At 40.2% G+C, this 17,964-nt stretch carries 14 protein-coding genes; 3 read left to right on the forward strand and 11 right to left on the reverse strand.

The genetic code is table 11. The features are described from left to right. Nucleotides 1–249 precede the first annotated feature (249 nt). On the forward strand, nucleotides 250–876 hold the full coding sequence (locus tag KW93_RS05335) for a hypothetical protein (protein ID WP_052131474.1): 627 nt from the start codon (nucleotides 250–252) through the stop codon (nucleotides 874–876). 237 nt (nucleotides 877–1,113) lie between these two features. Then, nucleotides 1,114–2,778: a formate--tetrahydrofolate ligase gene (locus KW93_RS05340; protein WP_033541949.1), complete on the forward strand. Its 1,665-nt coding sequence runs from the start codon at nucleotides 1,114–1,116 to the stop codon at nucleotides 2,776–2,778. A 175-nt stretch (nucleotides 2,779–2,953) separates the two neighbouring features. On the opposite strand, the gene KW93_RS05345 is transcribed toward KW93_RS05340, so the two are convergent. The 11 genes from KW93_RS05345 to KW93_RS05395 all read right to left on the reverse strand — a co-directional run bounded on the left by KW93_RS05345 (nucleotide 2,954) and on the right by KW93_RS05395 (nucleotide 16,406). Further along, nucleotides 2,954–4,357, reverse strand: coding sequence for an O-antigen ligase family protein (locus KW93_RS05345; RefSeq protein ID WP_033541950.1), 1,404 nt, complete (start codon nucleotides 4,355–4,357; stop codon nucleotides 2,954–2,956). 64 nt (nucleotides 4,358–4,421) lie between these two features. Then, nucleotides 4,422–5,753: a lipopolysaccharide biosynthesis protein gene (locus tag KW93_RS05350; protein WP_033541951.1), complete on the reverse strand. Its 1,332-nt coding sequence runs from the start codon at nucleotides 5,751–5,753 to the stop codon at nucleotides 4,422–4,424. Beyond that, nucleotides 5,753–6,253 (reverse strand): acyltransferase, encoded by a 501-nt coding sequence (locus KW93_RS05355; RefSeq protein WP_033541952.1) that lies wholly within the window; start codon nucleotides 6,251–6,253, stop codon nucleotides 5,753–5,755. The genes KW93_RS05350 and KW93_RS05355 overlap by 1 nt, the downstream gene beginning before the upstream one ends. Nucleotides 6,254–6,297: 44 nt before the next feature. Beyond that, nucleotides 6,298–7,410, reverse strand: a complete 1,113-nt coding sequence (locus tag KW93_RS05360) for a glycosyltransferase family 4 protein (protein WP_033541953.1) — start codon at nucleotides 7,408–7,410, stop codon at nucleotides 6,298–6,300. A 37-nt stretch (nucleotides 7,411–7,447) separates the two neighbouring features. Continuing rightward, nucleotides 7,448–8,686 carry a glycosyltransferase family 4 protein gene (locus KW93_RS05365; protein ID WP_033541954.1) on the reverse strand — a complete coding sequence of 413 codons (1,239 nt, stop codon included), beginning with the start codon at nucleotides 8,684–8,686 and terminating at the stop codon, nucleotides 7,448–7,450. A gap of 16 nt (nucleotides 8,687–8,702) precedes the next feature. Further along, nucleotides 8,703–9,785 (reverse strand): glycosyltransferase, encoded by a 1,083-nt coding sequence (locus tag KW93_RS05370; RefSeq protein ID WP_033541955.1) that lies wholly within the window; start codon nucleotides 9,783–9,785, stop codon nucleotides 8,703–8,705. 72 nt (nucleotides 9,786–9,857) lie between these two features. Further along, nucleotides 9,858–10,910 (reverse strand): GDP-mannose 4,6-dehydratase, encoded by a 1,053-nt coding sequence (gene gmd, locus KW93_RS05375; protein ID WP_033541962.1) that lies wholly within the window; start codon nucleotides 10,908–10,910, stop codon nucleotides 9,858–9,860. A gap of 388 nt (nucleotides 10,911–11,298) precedes the next feature. Next, complete coding sequence (locus KW93_RS05380) at nucleotides 11,299–12,501, reverse strand: O-antigen ligase family protein (protein ID WP_033541956.1); 1,203 nt, start codon at nucleotides 12,499–12,501, stop codon at nucleotides 11,299–11,301. 622 nt (nucleotides 12,502–13,123) lie between these two features. Then, on the reverse strand, nucleotides 13,124–14,059 hold the full coding sequence (gene thrB / locus KW93_RS05385) for a homoserine kinase (protein ID WP_033541957.1): 936 nt from the start codon (nucleotides 14,057–14,059) through the stop codon (nucleotides 13,124–13,126). Beyond that, a complete protein-coding gene (gene thrC, locus KW93_RS05390) occupies nucleotides 14,056–15,117 on the reverse strand; it encodes a threonine synthase (RefSeq protein ID WP_033541958.1) in 1,062 nt (353 codons plus the stop codon). Before thrC ends, thrB begins: the two co-directional genes overlap by 4 nt. Then, nucleotides 15,114–16,406: a homoserine dehydrogenase gene (locus KW93_RS05395; RefSeq protein WP_033541959.1), complete on the reverse strand. Its 1,293-nt coding sequence runs from the start codon at nucleotides 16,404–16,406 to the stop codon at nucleotides 15,114–15,116. Before KW93_RS05395 ends, thrC begins: the two co-directional genes overlap by 4 nt. 126 nt (nucleotides 16,407–16,532) lie before the next feature. Between KW93_RS05395 and KW93_RS05400 the strand changes: the two genes are divergently transcribed. Continuing rightward, on the forward strand, nucleotides 16,533–17,897 hold the full coding sequence (locus KW93_RS05400; RefSeq protein WP_033541960.1) for an aspartate kinase: 1,365 nt from the start codon (nucleotides 16,533–16,535) through the stop codon (nucleotides 17,895–17,897). Nucleotides 17,898–17,964 lie beyond the last annotated feature (67 nt).

Here is a 17,964-nt window from a genome sequence, read left to right on the forward strand (position 1 = left end):
ACCCTGTGACAGGCAAAATTATGACTATTTGCTTCAGAACATAAAAATGCATGAAGGATCCGTTCCATTGCTGGAAGTGATGGATTCTTCATGCGTTTTTACTGTATAAGCAGAATTTTTTTGACACAGGGTCAACTAATGGGTCAACTAATGCCCATCAATGATACAATTACAGGACAGACTATTCTGAACAAAAAACTACGAATCCTGATTTCTCTACTATATCGCTGTGTTTGTGAGGTTGATGAGATGAAGTTTTTACGCAATGCCGACTCCGATACACTGCTGCCTTATATTTTGACCAGCGGCTTGATTTTACTTCTATCCGCTGCCATCGTCCCGGCCGCGGCAATCATGTTTATCCAGGACATGCTGTTCTTTTCACACGACCATTGGACTTTTATCCGTCCGCAAGCCGCCTATCAAGGATTTGCGATTGGCATGGTATGGATCAGCCTTGTTCTCTTCTCTTTATTGTTCACAAAAATGTATGCGGAAAAGAAAGGCAAGGAATACAAACTGGCCGGCCTGCACGTGTTTTTCTTTCTGCTCGCTGTCCCTGCTTTCGTGCTCGCTGTTTTCCATTATGCTTATCTGGATGAAGACGGTGTACAGGTAAATCCGTTGTGGTCGTTTACTGAAGAGCGCATCTTATGGGATCAAGTTAAAGAAGTGAAGCGGACGGTCGAAGAAAACACTTCCCGGGTGCTCTTCTATACTTTTTCAGACGGTGATGCATCACTTACAATTCCATATGATTCCCGGGATTATAAAACGGTCCAGGCGATTAAACGGGCAATACTCCAATACAATTGGGAGACTACCGATACTTTCCTCGATACCGGCGAGTCTTTGGAGCTTTTTGAGGGAGAATGAGAGTGATGTTTAAAATCTATATCAGACCCTGTGTCATAAAAAATTATAACTATTTTCTCTGCAACATAAAAATGCAAAAAGAATCTGCTCCTTTGCTGGTTGTGCCGAATTCTTTATGCATTTTTGTTGTATAACCGTTTCAAATCTGACACAGGGTCACGACGAAAAAGCCGCTTTTATTCTATTCCACTTCCCCATCAGGTTATAATAGAAGAAAATCCGAAAGTGGGGAAATGAATGACATTCACAGATCTATCAATTGCTGCGGAAGCGAAGATTTTACCTATACAGAATATCGCTGAAAAAGCCGGAATTCCGGAAGAGGCGCTCGAATTATACGGGAAATACAAGGCGAAAATTGACGTCAACTCTCTTCCTCCTACTACTGCCCTCGGGAAAGTGGTTCTGGTAACGGCGATCAGCCCGACTCCTGCCGGCGAAGGGAAATCGACAGTAACGGTTGGGCTCGCCGATGCATTCAATCAACTGAACGAATCCGTCATGGTGGCATTGCGTGAACCTTCACTCGGCCCGGTCATGGGCGTCAAAGGCGGCGCTACCGGCGGCGGATTTGCACAGGTGCTGCCGATGGAAGACATCAACCTGCATTTTACCGGCGATATCCATGCCATCACTTCCGCGAATAACGCGCTGGCGGCTTTTATTGATAATCACCTGCATCAAGGCAACACGCTCAACATCGATCCCCGGAGAATCACGTGGAAACGTGCACTTGATATGAATGACCGCGCGCTAAGACAGGTGACGATCGGCCTCGGCGGACCGGGACAAGGGATTCCAAGACAGGATGGGTTCGATATCACGGTGGCTTCCGAAATTATGGCGGTACTGTGCCTGGCCACTTCTCTGGATGATTTGCGGGAACGGCTCGCTCAGATGGTCATCGGCTATACGTATGACCGGCTGCCGATTACGGTGCGGGATCTTGGCGTTGAAGGGGCTCTGACTTTATTGCTGAAAGAGGCTTTCAAACCGAATTTGGTGCAGACAATCGAAGGCACACCGGCGATCATCCACGGAGGGCCGTTTGCGAATATCGCGCACGGCTGCAACTCGCTGATGGCGACGAATACAGCTAGACGGCTTGCAGACATCGTGGTGACCGAAGCAGGATTCGGCGCGGATCTGGGTGCCGAGAAGTTTATGCACATCAAATCGCGCAAAGGCGGCTTCCATCCGGATGCGGTGGTCATTGTCGTGACGTTGCGGGCGCTCAAGATGCACGGCGGAGTCGAGAAAAACATGCTCGCCGAGGCGGATCACGATGCGGTCAGAAGAGGCATTGTCAATCTCGAGAAACATGCGGAGACGATCCGCCAGTTCGGCATCGAGCCGGTGGTGGCGCTGAACCGGTTTGTAACGGACAGTGAAGAGGAAATTGCAGAGATAATGACGTGGGCGGAAGCAGCTGGCGTTGCGATTGCCTTGACTAATGTCTGGGAGCAAGGCGGCGCCGGCGGCCTCGAATTGGCGAATCTGGTGAAACAGGAACTGGGGCGCCCTAAGAATTTCGCTCATCTGTATGAAGAAACCGATTCAGTCGAGGAAAAACTGCGCACGATCGTGCAGAAGGTATACGGCGGTGCAAATGTCCAATTAACGGACCTTGCGCAGAAGCAGCTCGTTGAAATAAAGAAATACGGCTGGGATGCCTTGCCGATCTGCATGGCGAAAACGCAGTACTCGTTATCCAATCAGCCGAAACTTCTGGGACGTCCGGAAGGTTTTACTGTCACTATCCGGGAGATCTTGCCTAAACTCGGCGCTGGATTTTTGGTGTGCCTGACAGGTGACATCATGACAATGCCGGGACTGCCTAAACAGCCGGCGGCATTGAAGATGGATGTTGGAGAAGATGGCCGGGCGGTTGGGTTGTTTTAAGAAAGAACAAAAGTCCAAAAGCTAATTTGCTTTTGGACTTTTTGATTTGATTTTTCTCCTATCTCTCAAAATCCGATCCATTGCTGGACTTATGGGACTCTTCATGAATTTTTCTGTATAACGAAAATTTTTTTACACAGGATAGAAATTCTCAACTATCTTTGACAGGCTTGCCTTATGATAAATCGGCTTTTTTATTCTCCATAATATTGTAGAGGGCTAACAATAAGGCTGCCGGAATCCAAGCATATCTTTGATACAGGAATTGTCCCGTCATGCCAAACACTAACATGCAAATGAAAGAAATAAACACTGCTAAAGAAAGGTTAAAAATCAATTTAGTATGTGAATTCTTTACATTACAATAACCAATTTTTAAAATAGTCATACATATAATTATCATCCCGAGAAATGAAAAGATTCCTCCCTGATAAAGAGCCCCCAGAAAAATGTTATGAACTTCAAAGCCGGTTTCAGTTTCCTTGCCGTCAAAACCAACGCCGACAACAGGGTTGTTTGCAATTTCAGACATTCCTGCTTGATAAGTTAGTAATCGGCTCATCATCGTAGAATCGGGATTAGTTGCATCCAAGGAAGTTGCAGTTTCAATCCGGTTAAATGGTGTTGCAAGTCCTTCTTTTTCTTGAATATTAATTACCGATATTACTATTACGGATAATACTGCGCCTAGTATTAATAGCTTTATACTAGGACGACCTATCGCTAACCATATTAATGTGCCTGCAGCGACTGTTATAAGACCGGAAACAGAACCCGATAACAAAACTCCTAACCCTATAAAAATTAGCGCAAGATATCCCAAAAGAGAATATTTTAATCTACTGTTAGTCGCCAGTATCAGTGCTGGAATCCAGGCAATACTTGTAATGGCTCCTAAATCACTCATATTACCTGTGAATGCCGTCATCCTTCCGTATTGTACAACTGCATAGGGTATGTCAAATTTCAATTGTAATGTTGCGATAAACCCATTGAATGCTATGGATGCTATCCAAAATTTAAACGCGGTATACACATATTGTTCATTTTTCAACAAAATGATACTCAGCCAAAACCAGATTAATACTATAAATGGAAATCTTGCTGCTTTAGTCAGTGACAAGATGGGAGAGCCGGCTCCAAATGAGGACAAAAGTGCCCCAAGTATGAAGAGCATTATACCAACTATTAACCATACATTAAAATTAATATAAACCATTTTCTTTTGAAACAATATAATGCCCACAGCCGTACCAATAGCAAGAAAGTACAAAATGTCTGATAATGTTATGCCTGCTATGGGTCTCAGTATTAACATAGGAATCAAGAAAGTAGCCACATAATAGAATAATCTGGCTATTCCAAACTTTTCTTTTGAAGTCTTTTCCTCTTCCACTGGCAAAAGAGAATCGTATTTACTGATTCTGAGATCCTTTCTTATCGCCATAAAAAAGACGCTTCCTATAAGCACTATTAAAAGAACTAAAGTTTCGTATACAAATCCTGAGAACAATAAAAGAAACATAGTTAGAGAAAAAAACGACAATGAACCTATAACCAAACTTCTGTTAAATACCATTGGATACACTCCCGCCATAAAAGCAATAATAAGAATTCAATTTTAATTTTGCGGTTATCAAATATTATTCATTGCTTCTGAAATTTCTAAGTGTATACCATGGTAAAATTATGCTTGGAAAAGAGAGCGAAATGATAGTTCCAATCACTATTCCCGTTACTCCCATCCCTGTATTCAGTACCAAATAGATGGAAATAGGGATATTTATAATCGTTGCTATTCCGTATGAATACATTTGTACGTTCAGCTTGTTCATACCGTTTAAAATAGCTTGGAAGATGTTGCACCACATGTGCATAGCAGTAAAAATAATGATTGACAAAATCAAATTAGGGTGTATAAATATTTCTTCTCCGATCCAAATTTTAATAATGTGGGGAGATATTAATCCGATAATTATAACTCCAAACATTAGGATTCCATATATTATAAAAAGCTTGCGAAAGACTTCTCTTATTTTCTTGAATTCCTGTTGTGTATTATAGTTTATTATCAATGTCCATATTGGCGTTAAAATAATACTTAATATTATGGTGAAGATACTTAGTAATTTATATATCAGTTGGTATGGCGTAACTTCTTTTACACTTATAAATTTACTGATCAATAGATTATCGGTATTAAACAAAACAATAATGGCCATCTGTAACACAAGAAACTTTAAGCCGAAATTTAAAATATCATTCAAAAGAGATTTCTGGAAAAAATTAATTTGTGGTTTCAATACTTGTTTATTGGAATTAAAGACAAACAGAGACATTACACCACTCACAATTATGGATGAACCGAGGTATGTTATTCCTAATATTAATAAGCTGTCAATATCAATAAAATACAACATTAATACCAATATAATATTTATTACGTTTATTAATAACTGCATTGCTGAGATAAGATATGATTTGTAAGTGGCATGCAATAATGCAAAGAGTATGGATAAATAAAAATTAACTATATATAGCAGGGCGACCGTTAAAATAAATACTTTTAAATAATATTCAGTTATTGCAGTTTCCTGTATATTAAAAAGGCTCTTCCACTCGATGATTTCTACAAAAACAAAAGCAAGTATTAACATCAAAAATGATGGAATTATCATGATAATATAGGTAGTACTGATGTACTTTTTAGCCAGTTCATAGTTCTCGTTGCTTAAGGCCTCTGTTAATTTGTTTCTTAAGCTGTTTCCCATGCCAAAGTCGAACAAAGCTAACCATGATAAAATTGAAAAAACAGTTAACCATATTCCATATGTTTCTTCATTAGGCAAGTATCTGTATATAATACCCAGCAAAAGAAAGTTGGTTATGACTCCTAAGATTCTGTAGATGCCAAGTCCGAAAATGTTTTTAATAATAGTATTTTTCATTGCTTTTTGTACTTTTATTTTTACCATCAGCTCAATATTCTTTTTGTTACTGCCGGAACTCCAGCAACCAAAGTATTTTTTTTCACATTATTAATAACTACAGACCCGGCTGCAACAACAGCGGATTGAGCTATTTCTGCCCCGTTCACTATTACCACATTAGTACCGATCCAAGTACCATTATTAATAGTGGTATGGTTTACCAACCCTTTTCCTGCTCGCCTCTCCACATCACCAATTTCATGGCCCCCAGTGTTAATAATTAAATTTGGAGCTATGTCGCAATTATCACCTATTACTACTGAGCCATTTCCGTCAATAGTAAAATTTTTTCCTATCCAGGTATTTTTGCCAATTACCACTTTATTTACATAACTTATATTAATAGGTCCTACAATTTTTGAATTTTCTCCAATATCCAGTCCTATAAATTTCAAAAAAATATTTTTTAATCTGAAAAAATGATGGCCTTTTAAAAAACTATTTACTAAATTAAGTACTATATAGAACGAAATTTTTTTTGCCATAGTCTCCCCTTCACCTCAGTTCCAATATTTCTTCTTTAATTACTTTAAAAACTTGCCATCATTTCAGAAAAACTTTCTGCCGATTGATTAACGCTCCACTTACTTATAATCTTTAAAGAATTTTCACCGAATTCTGTATAGTTATTATTAACATCTAATAGATGAATTTTTTCTGCTAAGCCCTTTACATCATGTGTGTTTACAATGAAACCATTTATATTTTCTTTTACTAGATCTTCTGAACATCCACACTCATTCGAAACAATGACTGGTAAGCCTGCTGCCATCCCTTCATTTACTACTAATCCCCAAACTTCATTACTTGAGGGTAAGATAAGAACCTTGCCTAAGTAGTAGTGACGAAATAATTCCAATTGGTTTTCTATGAAACCTGTAATCACCATTTCCACTTTATGAACTCTCGCTAAAGATTCAAGATATCCTTTTTCTTCTCCATCTCCTATGACTAGCAACAAATACTCATTTTTGGTTTTTAATATGCCAATGGATTTAATGATGTCATCCACATTTTTAGTTTTCACTAATCTTCCACTAAAGATTATTACTTTCTTTCCTTCAGTAATATTATATTTGGCCCTCAGCCTTTGTTTATGTACTTCCTGATTATCTTTCAGCATCATAATAGAAGAATTATCAACAGATAGAAATTGGTTGAATATCTTATTTTCTTTTACATCAAACTTTTCCATAAAATATTTTTTTCCCACAGTACCATTAGTAAAAAAGCCTTTTGCTCCTTGAATTACAATTTTTTTCAATAAAAACTTAATCTTCCTTTCTCTTAAAGGAATTTTTTTCGGAGAAATTCCATCATGGAGTATATAATAAGGCTTTTTATATAGTCGACAAAGCAAACTTAGAAGAATGTATGTTGGCTGTTCATAACCTCCAATTAATAAACTTTCATTTTCTTTAACAACACTCAAGAGTCCTTTATTTAAAAAACCATATTTTCCAAACTCTATAATCACAGGTAAATTAATTTCGGGAATTCCTTTTAGATCAGGAACGTCCCATTTTCTTCCTTTTACATTTTTAGCAGTGTAATAGACTCTTAAAGAATACTTTTGAGCAATTGTTTCCCACTGTATATTTCTATAAGGGGCTTTCGTGTTTGTGACAATGCCTATTCTCATAAATTTTATTACTCCTAGCTTGAATTTTGATTGAGTCTCATAAAACTTCAAATAATCTTTCATACTTCTCTAAGGATGACACTTTCTTAAAATGGAGATCCAGATATTCTCTCCCTTTTAATCCCATCGATTCCAGGTCTTCAGCACTTTCCTCAATCATCATTTTTATAGCTCCAAAAATTTCTTCATATTCTTTCGGTTCAACTAATATTCCACAATCACTTGCACTTATAATCTCTGCAGCTTCACTGCCCTTTTCTAAAACACCAATAATTGGTTTACCCGCTGCCATAACCCCATATATTTTACTTGGGACTGAAACGCCCTTAATCCCTTTTTGATTTACAACTAAATGGACATTTGCAGCATTAAATGAGTATTTTATTTCTTCTTTATCTTGGTAAGGAAGAAAATAAACGTTTTCCATATTATTCTTGATTTTAAATTCTTCCAATTGCTTTTTAGTAGCTCCGTCTCCAATAAATACAAATGCCAGATTTCTAATATTTTTGAACTTCAAAATGACTTGAATTATATTTTCCAGGTCATAATAGAGCCCTATATTTCCTGAATACATAATTATGAATTTGTCTTCCAGTTTATACTTTTCCAAAAATCGGGTTACTCCATCATGTGTTTTGGACAATGGCCGTAAATTTTCTTCATCTGTCCAATTATTAATCACAATATTGTTTGGTACTTTCTTGTCAGCAAACCTGGTTTCAAGTGTGTTTTTCATATCACTTCCCACTAGAACTATACAATCTGAAAAGCTGCAATTTATCATATCGATTTTTTTAGCGATTTTAGTGACAATTTTTGATTTTGCATAATTTATAGCAATCGCTTGTTCGGGATTGAAGTCCTGAATATTATAAACATGCTTTGAATTTTTTAAGACCTTTCCAATAGTTCCTATCAATCCGCCTAAAACAGGAGGCTGTGAAATTGTATAAATGATATCAGTGTTTTTTTCTTTCAATAGAGCTATATTAGCTAACAGGAAATAAGATGTAATATACTTGATTCTACTAATTTTTGATTCCTTAATGACATTGGGCATTTTTATTCTGACCACTTTAATCCTTTCTAAATACTCCGTTTCGAACCTTACAATGCTTTCTACAGTTTGATTTGCATAATGAGGTTGAGTAGCAACCACTGTAATATCATATTTGCTTTGCAAGTGAAGACATAAGTCTGTCATCAATTGCCCAGTTGATGCCAAATCCGGATAAAAATAATTTATTACAAAAACTATTTTTTTCTTTTTCATTTTTTATTCTCCTATTTCACCTATTATCATCTATTATGGTTTGTATATAACTCATATATGATTCACCTTTGTACGATAATTGCGGTTCAACTGATCTTTTATCTTTTTCATTTAAAAAAAATTTGAGGGTTTCTACTAAAGATTTACAGTCCCTGGGATTAAAATAAAAGGCATCCTGTCCCCAAATTTCTCTGGCATAAGGCAAGTCAGCCATAATACCAGGCAGATCAGCCAGTTTCGCTTCAATCAAAGGTAAGCCAACGGTTTCTGTAAGTGACGGAAAAATTAAAGCATCCATTTTTTTATATAAGGTATACATCGACTCATAAGGCACTTTTCCCAGATACTTTATATGATCACTATCTTGTCCTTCCACAGATAAATACAAAGTTACTTTCCTTGAAGAATTCAAATTAAATTGCATTATAGTCGATACCAGAAAATCATTATTTTTGTATTTATCATTATTAGTAATATAAATTAAATTAAAAAACTCCCTATTGATTTTTTCTTCAATGCCAAGTGGCAATTTTTTTGTCTGATTAATAACATCGTTGGCTGGAGGATTTATAACTCTGACTTTTTCTTTGTCTATGCCACTGTATCTTTTTACTACCTCTTCTTTCATCCAATTGGTTTGCACAATTATTTTTTCATATTTGTAAAGATTTTTTCGAAACATATAGTTTAATAAAACCTTATATTTAAAATAATTTTTAATATCTAACTCTTTGAATTGAATATTGGAAATGGGTAAAGAAGTTTGAATCATTACATACTGCTTTATATCTTTATTGAAAATACCTAAGTTTTGCAGAGATAAGAAAAATTCAGAATGATTTTTCTTGATGATTTTTGATATCAAGAATCTTTCAAAGTAGTATTTATGAAAAAAGCTTTTTTTGGGGAACGTCATGTATTCAAGACTGATTCTTTCGCATGAAAATTTCAATAGAGAGAGATCAGAAACTAATACATGGAGAGTGATATCCTCTTTTTTTAAGAACTCTTCATTCAGATATAGTTCTTCTAAAAACGCTTTAGTAACTATAAAAGGCCCTCTTAAATTATTTGCAGTTGCATTAACTAATATTTTCATTTTCTTAGAGCCTCTTTTGCAAAATAAATTTGTATACTTATGATGTATAGTTCGATATGTGGATTTACAGCTCTAATCAAACATTTTTTTGATATTTCCTTCCTTCGCGACTTTTGCCATATCAGCTTCCATCATAATTTGTACCAGCTCTTTGAAAGAAGTTCTAGTAGGGTTCCATCCAAGCAAAGTTTTAGCTTTGGTTGGATCACCCAATAACAGCTCGACTTCAGCCGGTCTAAAAAATTTAGGATCTACTTCGATAATAACTTCCCCTGTAGCTTTATTAATACCTTTCTCATCTATCCGTGTTCCACTCCACTCAATCTCAATATCCGTATGGATAAATGCCAGTTCCACAAACTCTCTAACCGTGTGCATTTCTCCTGTTGCAATTACAAAATCTTCTGGTTTATCATGCTGCAACATTAACCACATACACTCCACATAATCTTTAGCATATCCCCAGTCGCGGAGCGAATCTAAATTTCCAAGAGTAAGTTTCCGCTGCTTTCCTTGTGCAATCCGAGCGGCAGCCAAAGTGATTTTACGTGTAACGAATGTTTCCCCCCGACGCTCTGATTCATGATTAAACAATATGCCATTTACAGCAAACATATTATAAGATTCACGATAGTTTTTCGTTATCCAAAAGCCGTATATTTTTGCAACTCCGTATGGAGAACGCGGATAAAACGGGGTTGTTTCTGTTTGTGGTACTTCCTGTACTTTTCCATACAATTCTGAGGTGGATGCTTGATAGATTCTTGTTTTTTCTGTTAATCCAAGTATTCTTACCGCTTCCAAAATTTTTAATGTTCCAGCAGCGTCAACATCTTGTGTGTACTCCGGCATGTCAAAGGACACACGAACATGGGATTGTGCTGCGAGATTATAAATTTCCTCGGGTTTAATTTCGTTTATTAATCGAATAACATTTGATGTATCCGTTACATCACCATAATGAAGGTTAAAATTCTCATTTCCCATTACAGTTTCCAGTCGTTCTTGATTGTAAGAGGAACTGCGGCGAATAACTCCGTGTACTTCGTATCCTTTTTCTAAAAGAAATTCTGCCAAAAAAGAGCCATCCTGTCCTGTTACTCCTGTAATAAGTGCTTTTTTCATATTATTCTCCATAAGTTGGCTACCTCGTTTAAATTTTCTATATTTTCTGATTTTTTATGCGATGTTAACACTTTATAATTGTACTTCTTTCAAGAAGCTGATAAACTATTTCAATTACTTACCACCCCTTTAAAAGCTTTCTGGTGTAATTTAGGCTAGTATATCATAACCATAAACCTTAATAAACAGAATATTTAAAAAATTAAAGGCGTATTAATGAAGTTCTTTTATATGCTGTCATCTCAGAATATTTCACGTCTCTTTTCCTTTCTCATTACTCATCAACCAGTCCTTGCCTTAGCTATAAAAAATAATAGGACAAACCCATGCTTTGGTTCGTCCTGCGGATCTTGGTGCTTTTCGTCAATTTTAACGTAACTGAATAAATTCATTTTTTCATATTTAAATTTAAGATACTAAGTACATAAACCCAAAATACCATGCTGATAGTAACTCCCGGGATATATAAAATAGTTTCGAAGAGATTATAAAATATAAAAATTATAGTGAATGACAACCCCCAAATCAATAGATTATTGCCCTTATTAAAGAAAGTGTAATTAAAATAACGTTTAATAATGAGAAATAAAGTCACTATAAAGACTGCAGTTCCAAAAATGCCATAAAGAATGAAGTTAGCTAAATACCAATTATCTGTTATGAGGATATCTGAATTAACCACATGTAAGCTAGTTTGATTTATTGGACCGACTCCAAACCAGAATAAATTTTGATCCATCATATATTCGAAGTTCTTAACAAAGTAGTAATCTCGGTCACTGCTATTTTCCCAAATATAATCCCAGTCAAAATACACTAAAATTAAAAACATACTGGATAATATAATTAATAAATAAAATACTCTTACTTTCTTATCAAATAAATTCACAAGTTTAATAAAGAAGAAGACTGAAAAGAAAAGGATAAGACATAATATAGCAGTTCGATTTCCAGTAGGAATAAGACATAGTAAATAAAACAAGGCAAAGAAAATAATTCTTATTTTATTGGTGTAAATATAATATATGGTTAGCAACAAAATTTCCGTTATTAAAAAAATACCGGCCGTATTCGGGTGGTAAAAACCGTAATCTGCTCTATCCAGCCTAATAGAACTTAACCATATATAATTATCAGGATTTAAAACCTGATTGAAGTTAAGAAAAATACATATTGTTAAAATAACTGAATGGCTAATTAAGCTATACCTTACAAGTTTATAAAAATCCTCTAAAGTATTTACATAACTTATTACGATCAGAATGCCAAGCAGAAATATTATTTGCAGGATGATATTAGTTACTTCTATAAGTAAGTTGTAATTTCCTATATTAAAACTAAAAAAAGGCAGTATTAAAAAATTTGAGACAACAGGTATTATTATCAGTAACATTGATCTTTGAAATACCATCGTTCTCTTCTTCATTATAAAAAATAATCCCACAATCACTAACAATAATAACGGTAAGTACCTTATAAATTCCATGTTTAGTTCTTTTAAGCTGAAAAGTTGATAAAAAACGAAAATTAAGCTAAATAATAAGTAAATTAATTCTTTGCTTTTAATCATAATCCCATTACCATCTTCCATATTTTCTTCCTCAACTTTTCCTTTTAATAAAGCCTAATAAATATAGAAATATAACAACAAGTTAAAAAAATTATTCTTTCAACAATAGAATTAAAGTCTAAATCTTAATTCCGATCGACATGGACAATGACCGGCTCATAATTACAGCCCAAGCCATCCAATATTCATGCTTGGCCCCTATCAGGCTAATCAGAAAATCCATCTGTTAATCGGCATTCCTATACCAGTGCATTTAACTCTCGAAGCTAATAGTTTTTTCGTTTAATTACCACTCCTTAATATACATATTTATGTAATTTAGGCTAGTATATCATAATAAGAATCCATAATAACCAGAAAATTTAAAAAATTCATATATTTTTTATCCTGTTATTTTATCTCTATATTTGTGAAGCTATACGTTTTCTTCCAAGAGAAGCGAATTACAATTTTCTTTCCTAACAGATTTCCAATCCCCTCTTTTCCAGAAGTTCCCACTTGGACCCTGTGACAGGCAAAATTATGATTATTTGCTTCAGAACATAAAAATGCACGAAGAATCCGCTCCATTACTGTACAAGCCGGACTCTTCATGCATTTTGTCTGTATAATCGTTTTTTTATTACACAGGGCCGAAAAAAACTCAACCCACACTCTTTCCACTAACTCCCTCACAAACCCTAACCCCTCCCAAATCCACTTCCCTCACCAAACACTCATAATGAGGAAACTTTCTCTCCAGCTCAGCCGCTAATCGAATTTCACGTCCCGGTTCAACCGCCACAAACAAAGAAGGCCCCGCCCCGCTGATTGCCGTGCCATAGGCGCCGCCTTCCCGGCAAACTTTACGGATTTTATCAAAATCCGGAAATCTGCTCTTCCGAAAAGGCTCATGGAACTCATCCTTTTCCATCATGCGGCCTGCCGTTTTCCATTCACCACGCGCTACTGCCGCTGAAAAGACGTTGGCCGCCGCACTGCTGCGCGCAGCCGAAGCATGCGACAACCCCCCAGACAATAAGCCCCTCGACTCCGTTGTCAGAAACTCTTCCGGCGGCACCAGTATAATGACCGCAATGTCCACGTCCGCAACGTGACTGACCAAAAGCTCTTCCCCGTCCCAATACGAAATCGTCAATCCTCCGAGAAGTGATGCCGAAACATTATCCGGATGGCCTTCCAATTCCGTGCCGATCACAAGCTTCTCCTGCATCGATAAATCGAGCGCCAGCAGACGATCCGCGATTTCGATGCCTGCCGCGATGGCGGATGCGCTGCTGCCGAGTCCTCTGCCGAGCGGAATATCCGTTTCCACTTCGAGTTTCACCGGTGGCACAATCTGTCCGTAACGCTCTCCAACATATCGCATGGTCGACAACAGCAAATTATCCGACCCACCATCCAAAGAACGATAACTCTCGGTCAAATACTCTACCGAAGACACAGGCGATTCCGAAACCTCCGCCCCCGAAACAAGTACAGTCAAATAAAGATCGAGCGCCAACCCGACCGAGTCAAATCCCGGTCCCAGATTGGCCGTGGACGCCGGCACTTTTACAGAAAAAGCTTTTACACTCATACCTGCACCTCTTTCTTTAACTCTTCCCAGAACCGTTCCATGTCTTCCGGCACCAGCTGCGCTTTGTGTTCATTGACGGAAATCGCCGTTTCCGGATCTTTCAGGCCATTGCCGGTCAACACCGCCACGACGGTTGAGCCGCTGACAAGCTGACCGTTTTCCACCTGCTTTTTGATCCCTGCAATCGAAGCACATGATGCCGGCTCCGCAAACACGCCTTCAATCGACGCCAACAACTGATACGCTTCCAGAATCTCTTCATCTGTCACTGCCAATATATTGCCACCCGACTCTGCCAATGCGTCCAGCGCCAATTGCCAGCTCGCCGGATTGCCGATTCGGATGGCTGTCGCTACCGTTTCGGGATTATCGACGACTTTATTTAAAACAATCGGTGCCGCTCCTGCCGCCTGCACACCGAGCAGCTCCGGCCGTTTTGCCCCCGTTTTCGCCGCATATTCACTGAACCCTTTCCAGGAAGCGGAGATATTGCCGGCATTGCCGACCGGCAGCGCGAACACATCCGGCACAGCGCCTAGCTGATCGATCACTTCGAACGCAATCGTTTTCTGCCCTTCGAGGCGGTACGGATTGACTGAGTTCACGAGCGCGATACCCGCTTCCTGCCCCACTTCACGGACCATCCGGAGCGCTTCGTCAAAATTCCCTTTGATCTCCAGAATTTCGGCGCCGTACATTTTGGCCTGCGCCAATTTGCCGAGCGCGATGCGGCCTTCCGGAATGACGACGATTGTCCGCATGCCTGCCCGCGCGCCGTAAGCCGCAGCAGACGCGGATGTATTGCCGGTGGATGCACAGATCAGCACCGTTTTTCCTTCTTCTTTCGCTTTCGCCACCGCCATCACCATGCCGCGGTCCTTGAAAGAACCGGTAGGATTGGCGCCTTCCAGTTTCGCGTACAAATTGATGCCCCACTCCGCGGACAATTTCTCCAGATGCACAAGCGGCGTGTTGCCTTCCTGCAACGTCAGCGCCGGCGTCTTCTCCGTCACCGGCAGCCACTCTTTATACTGTTCGATCAATCCAGGCCATCTCATGCCGATTCCTCCCCTTCCATGCGGTAATGGCTGATGACGTCTGCCATTCCATCCAAATTCCGCAGCACATCCAAATGCTGCTGCCGTGAAATCCGATGGGTCAATAAAATCAGTTCCGCGTTGCCACCTGTTTCGACAGGATGCTGCAAGACCGACCGGAGGCTTGCGCCTTGATTGCTGAAGACGGCCGTCACACGGGTCAGCACTCCCACTTCGTCTTTTACGAGCACGCGATAGAAATAGTTGGCATGGCAGTCGGCATCCGGTTTCAGGACCCGTTCATGCTGAGCGGCGTGATCACGTTTGCCGTTGACCCCGAGCTGCAGATTGCGGCAGGCGGCCATGATATCCGAAACGACCGATGTCGCTGTCGGCAGTGAACCGGCGCCTGGCCCGTAAAGCATGGTTTCACCGACCGCATCGCCGTGGATATATACAGCGTTGAATTCATTATTGACTGATGCGAGCGGATGGGAATCTGCCAATAAAACCGGTTCCACCGCCACTTCAATGCCGCTGTCGTCACTTTTCGACGACCCGAGCATCTTCATCGTGTAGCCGAATTGCGCTGCAAGTTCCAGATCGCCATCACGAATCTCTTTCATGCCGCGCACCCGCACGTCCCCGAGATCAACGACCGTTGAATAGGCAAGTGACGACAGAATGACCATTTTCCGTGCAGCATCCAGACCATCAACATCCGCTGATGGATCGGCTTCCGCATAGCCGAGACGTGTCGCTTCGGCCAAGGCAGCTTCGTAGGTCATATTCTCTTTCTTCATTTTCGTCAGGATGAAATTCGTCGTGCCGTTGACAATTCCCATCAGACTGGTGATACGGTCAGAGGCCAGGCCGTCCTGCAACGTGCGGATGATCGGAATGCCGCCTGCCACACTCGCTTCATAGAACAGATCACATTTCTGTTCATCTGCCAGTTCCATCAGCCCGTGGCCAAATTCCGCCATCACGTCTTTATTGGCTGTTACCACCTGCTTGCCTGCTTTCAGCGCTTTTTCAATCGCAGCCCGCGCTTCTTCAATGCCGCCCATCACTTCAACGACGATGTCCAATGAAGGATCAGTCAAAATTTCATTTATATCGGTCGTAAAGACAGAAGGGTCGAGCGTCGTGATTCGTTCTTTGTGTTTATCCTTGATCAGGACCCTTTTGATTGTGGCTTCGGCACCCAGTTTATGCCGCAGATCCTGTTCGTGCTGATGCAAAATTTCTGCGACTCCTTTTCCCACTGTGCCAAATCCCAATAATCCGATTGATATGCCGTTTTTCATTGACGATTCCTCCTATGCTGTGTACACTCTAGAAATACATTTGTTTTATGTATGAGGACATTATAGTATTATATCAAATGATAAACAACCCTTAAGCTGTGAATAAAAAATAAAGGACTTGATCTTATGAAGGTTTGTAAATTTGGCGGAACTTCCGTAGCCAGTGCCCAGCAGATAAAAAAAGTGGCGGCGATCGTGCGTAATGATCCCGGTCGCCGGATTGTCGTCGTCTCCGCTCCCGGCAAGCGTTTTCCCGGGGACGTGAAAGTCACGGACATGCTGATTGAACTTGGCCACACCTCACTTGCCGGCCAGCCCACTGATGCGCAGCTTGAGCAGATTGTGGCGCGCTATGCCGAGATTGCAGAAGGACTCCATCTGGATCCTGCCTTTATTGATTCCATTAAGCTCGATTTGCTGGACCGTCTGGCTGAGGATCAAACAAATGAGGAATTGTATATGGACCAGATCAAAGCAAGCGGCGAAGATAATTCGGCGAAGCTGATTGCTGCTTATTTCGTTTCCTTTGGTCTGCCCGCTGCGTATTTGAATCCGCGCGAAGCCGGGCTGATCGTGAATGATCTGCCGGAGCGGGCACAGGCGCTGCCGGAAGCGTACGAGCGGCTTGGTGCGCTACGGAACAATGAAAAAATCCTTGTATTCCCCGGATTTTTCGGCTTCACAGCAGACGGCACACTACGTACGTTTGAACGCGGCGGCTCTGACATTACAGGCTCCATTTTAGCGGCTGCTGTAAACGCAGAGCTGTATGAAAACTTCACGGACGTCGACTGTGTGTTTGCGGCCAACCCGCATATCATCCAAAATCCGGTCGAAATTGAATCCATGACGTACCGGGAAATGCGTGAGCTCGCATACGCAGGATTTGCCGTTTTCCATGACGAAGCGCTGATGCCTGCCTTCAAGGCGTCCGTTCCCGTCTGCATCAAAAATACGAACCACCCTTCCGCTCCGGGAACGATGATAGTGGCAGAGCGCGATCACAACAAGCGTCCCGTCACCGGCATTTCAGCCGACAGCGGATTTTCCACGCTGTACGTCAGCAAATACCTGATGAACCGGGAAATTGGTTTCGGCCGCAAGCTGCTGCAGATTCTGGAAGACGAAGAAATTTCCTATGAACATATTCCATCCGGCATCGACAATTTATCGGTCATTATCCGCAGCCACCAGCTGACTCCCGAAAAGGAAGCGCGCATCATCCAGCGCATCAAAACGGAACTGCATGCTGATGACGTTCACATCCGGAGCGATTTTTCCATGGTCGTCCTGGTCGGCGAAGGCATGAACAATACAAAAGGCCTCGCGGCACGTGCCGCCAGTGCCATTGCCCGTACTGGCACCAATATCGAGATGATCAACCAGGGATCGTCCGAAGTCAGTCTGGTGTTCGGTGTGTTAAAGCAGGATGAGACGAAGATTTTAAAAGAGTTGTATAAGGAGTTTTTTGAGGTGGCGTTGGTGAAGTAGTGTGTAGATGTAAATGCGTTTTCTAGGAGTCCTCAGATGGACCCTGTGACAGGCAAAATTATGACTA

Source organism: Planococcus sp. CAU13 (assembly GCF_000775575.1).
Classification (GTDB): Bacteria; Bacillota; Bacilli; order Bacillales_A; family Planococcaceae; genus Planococcus.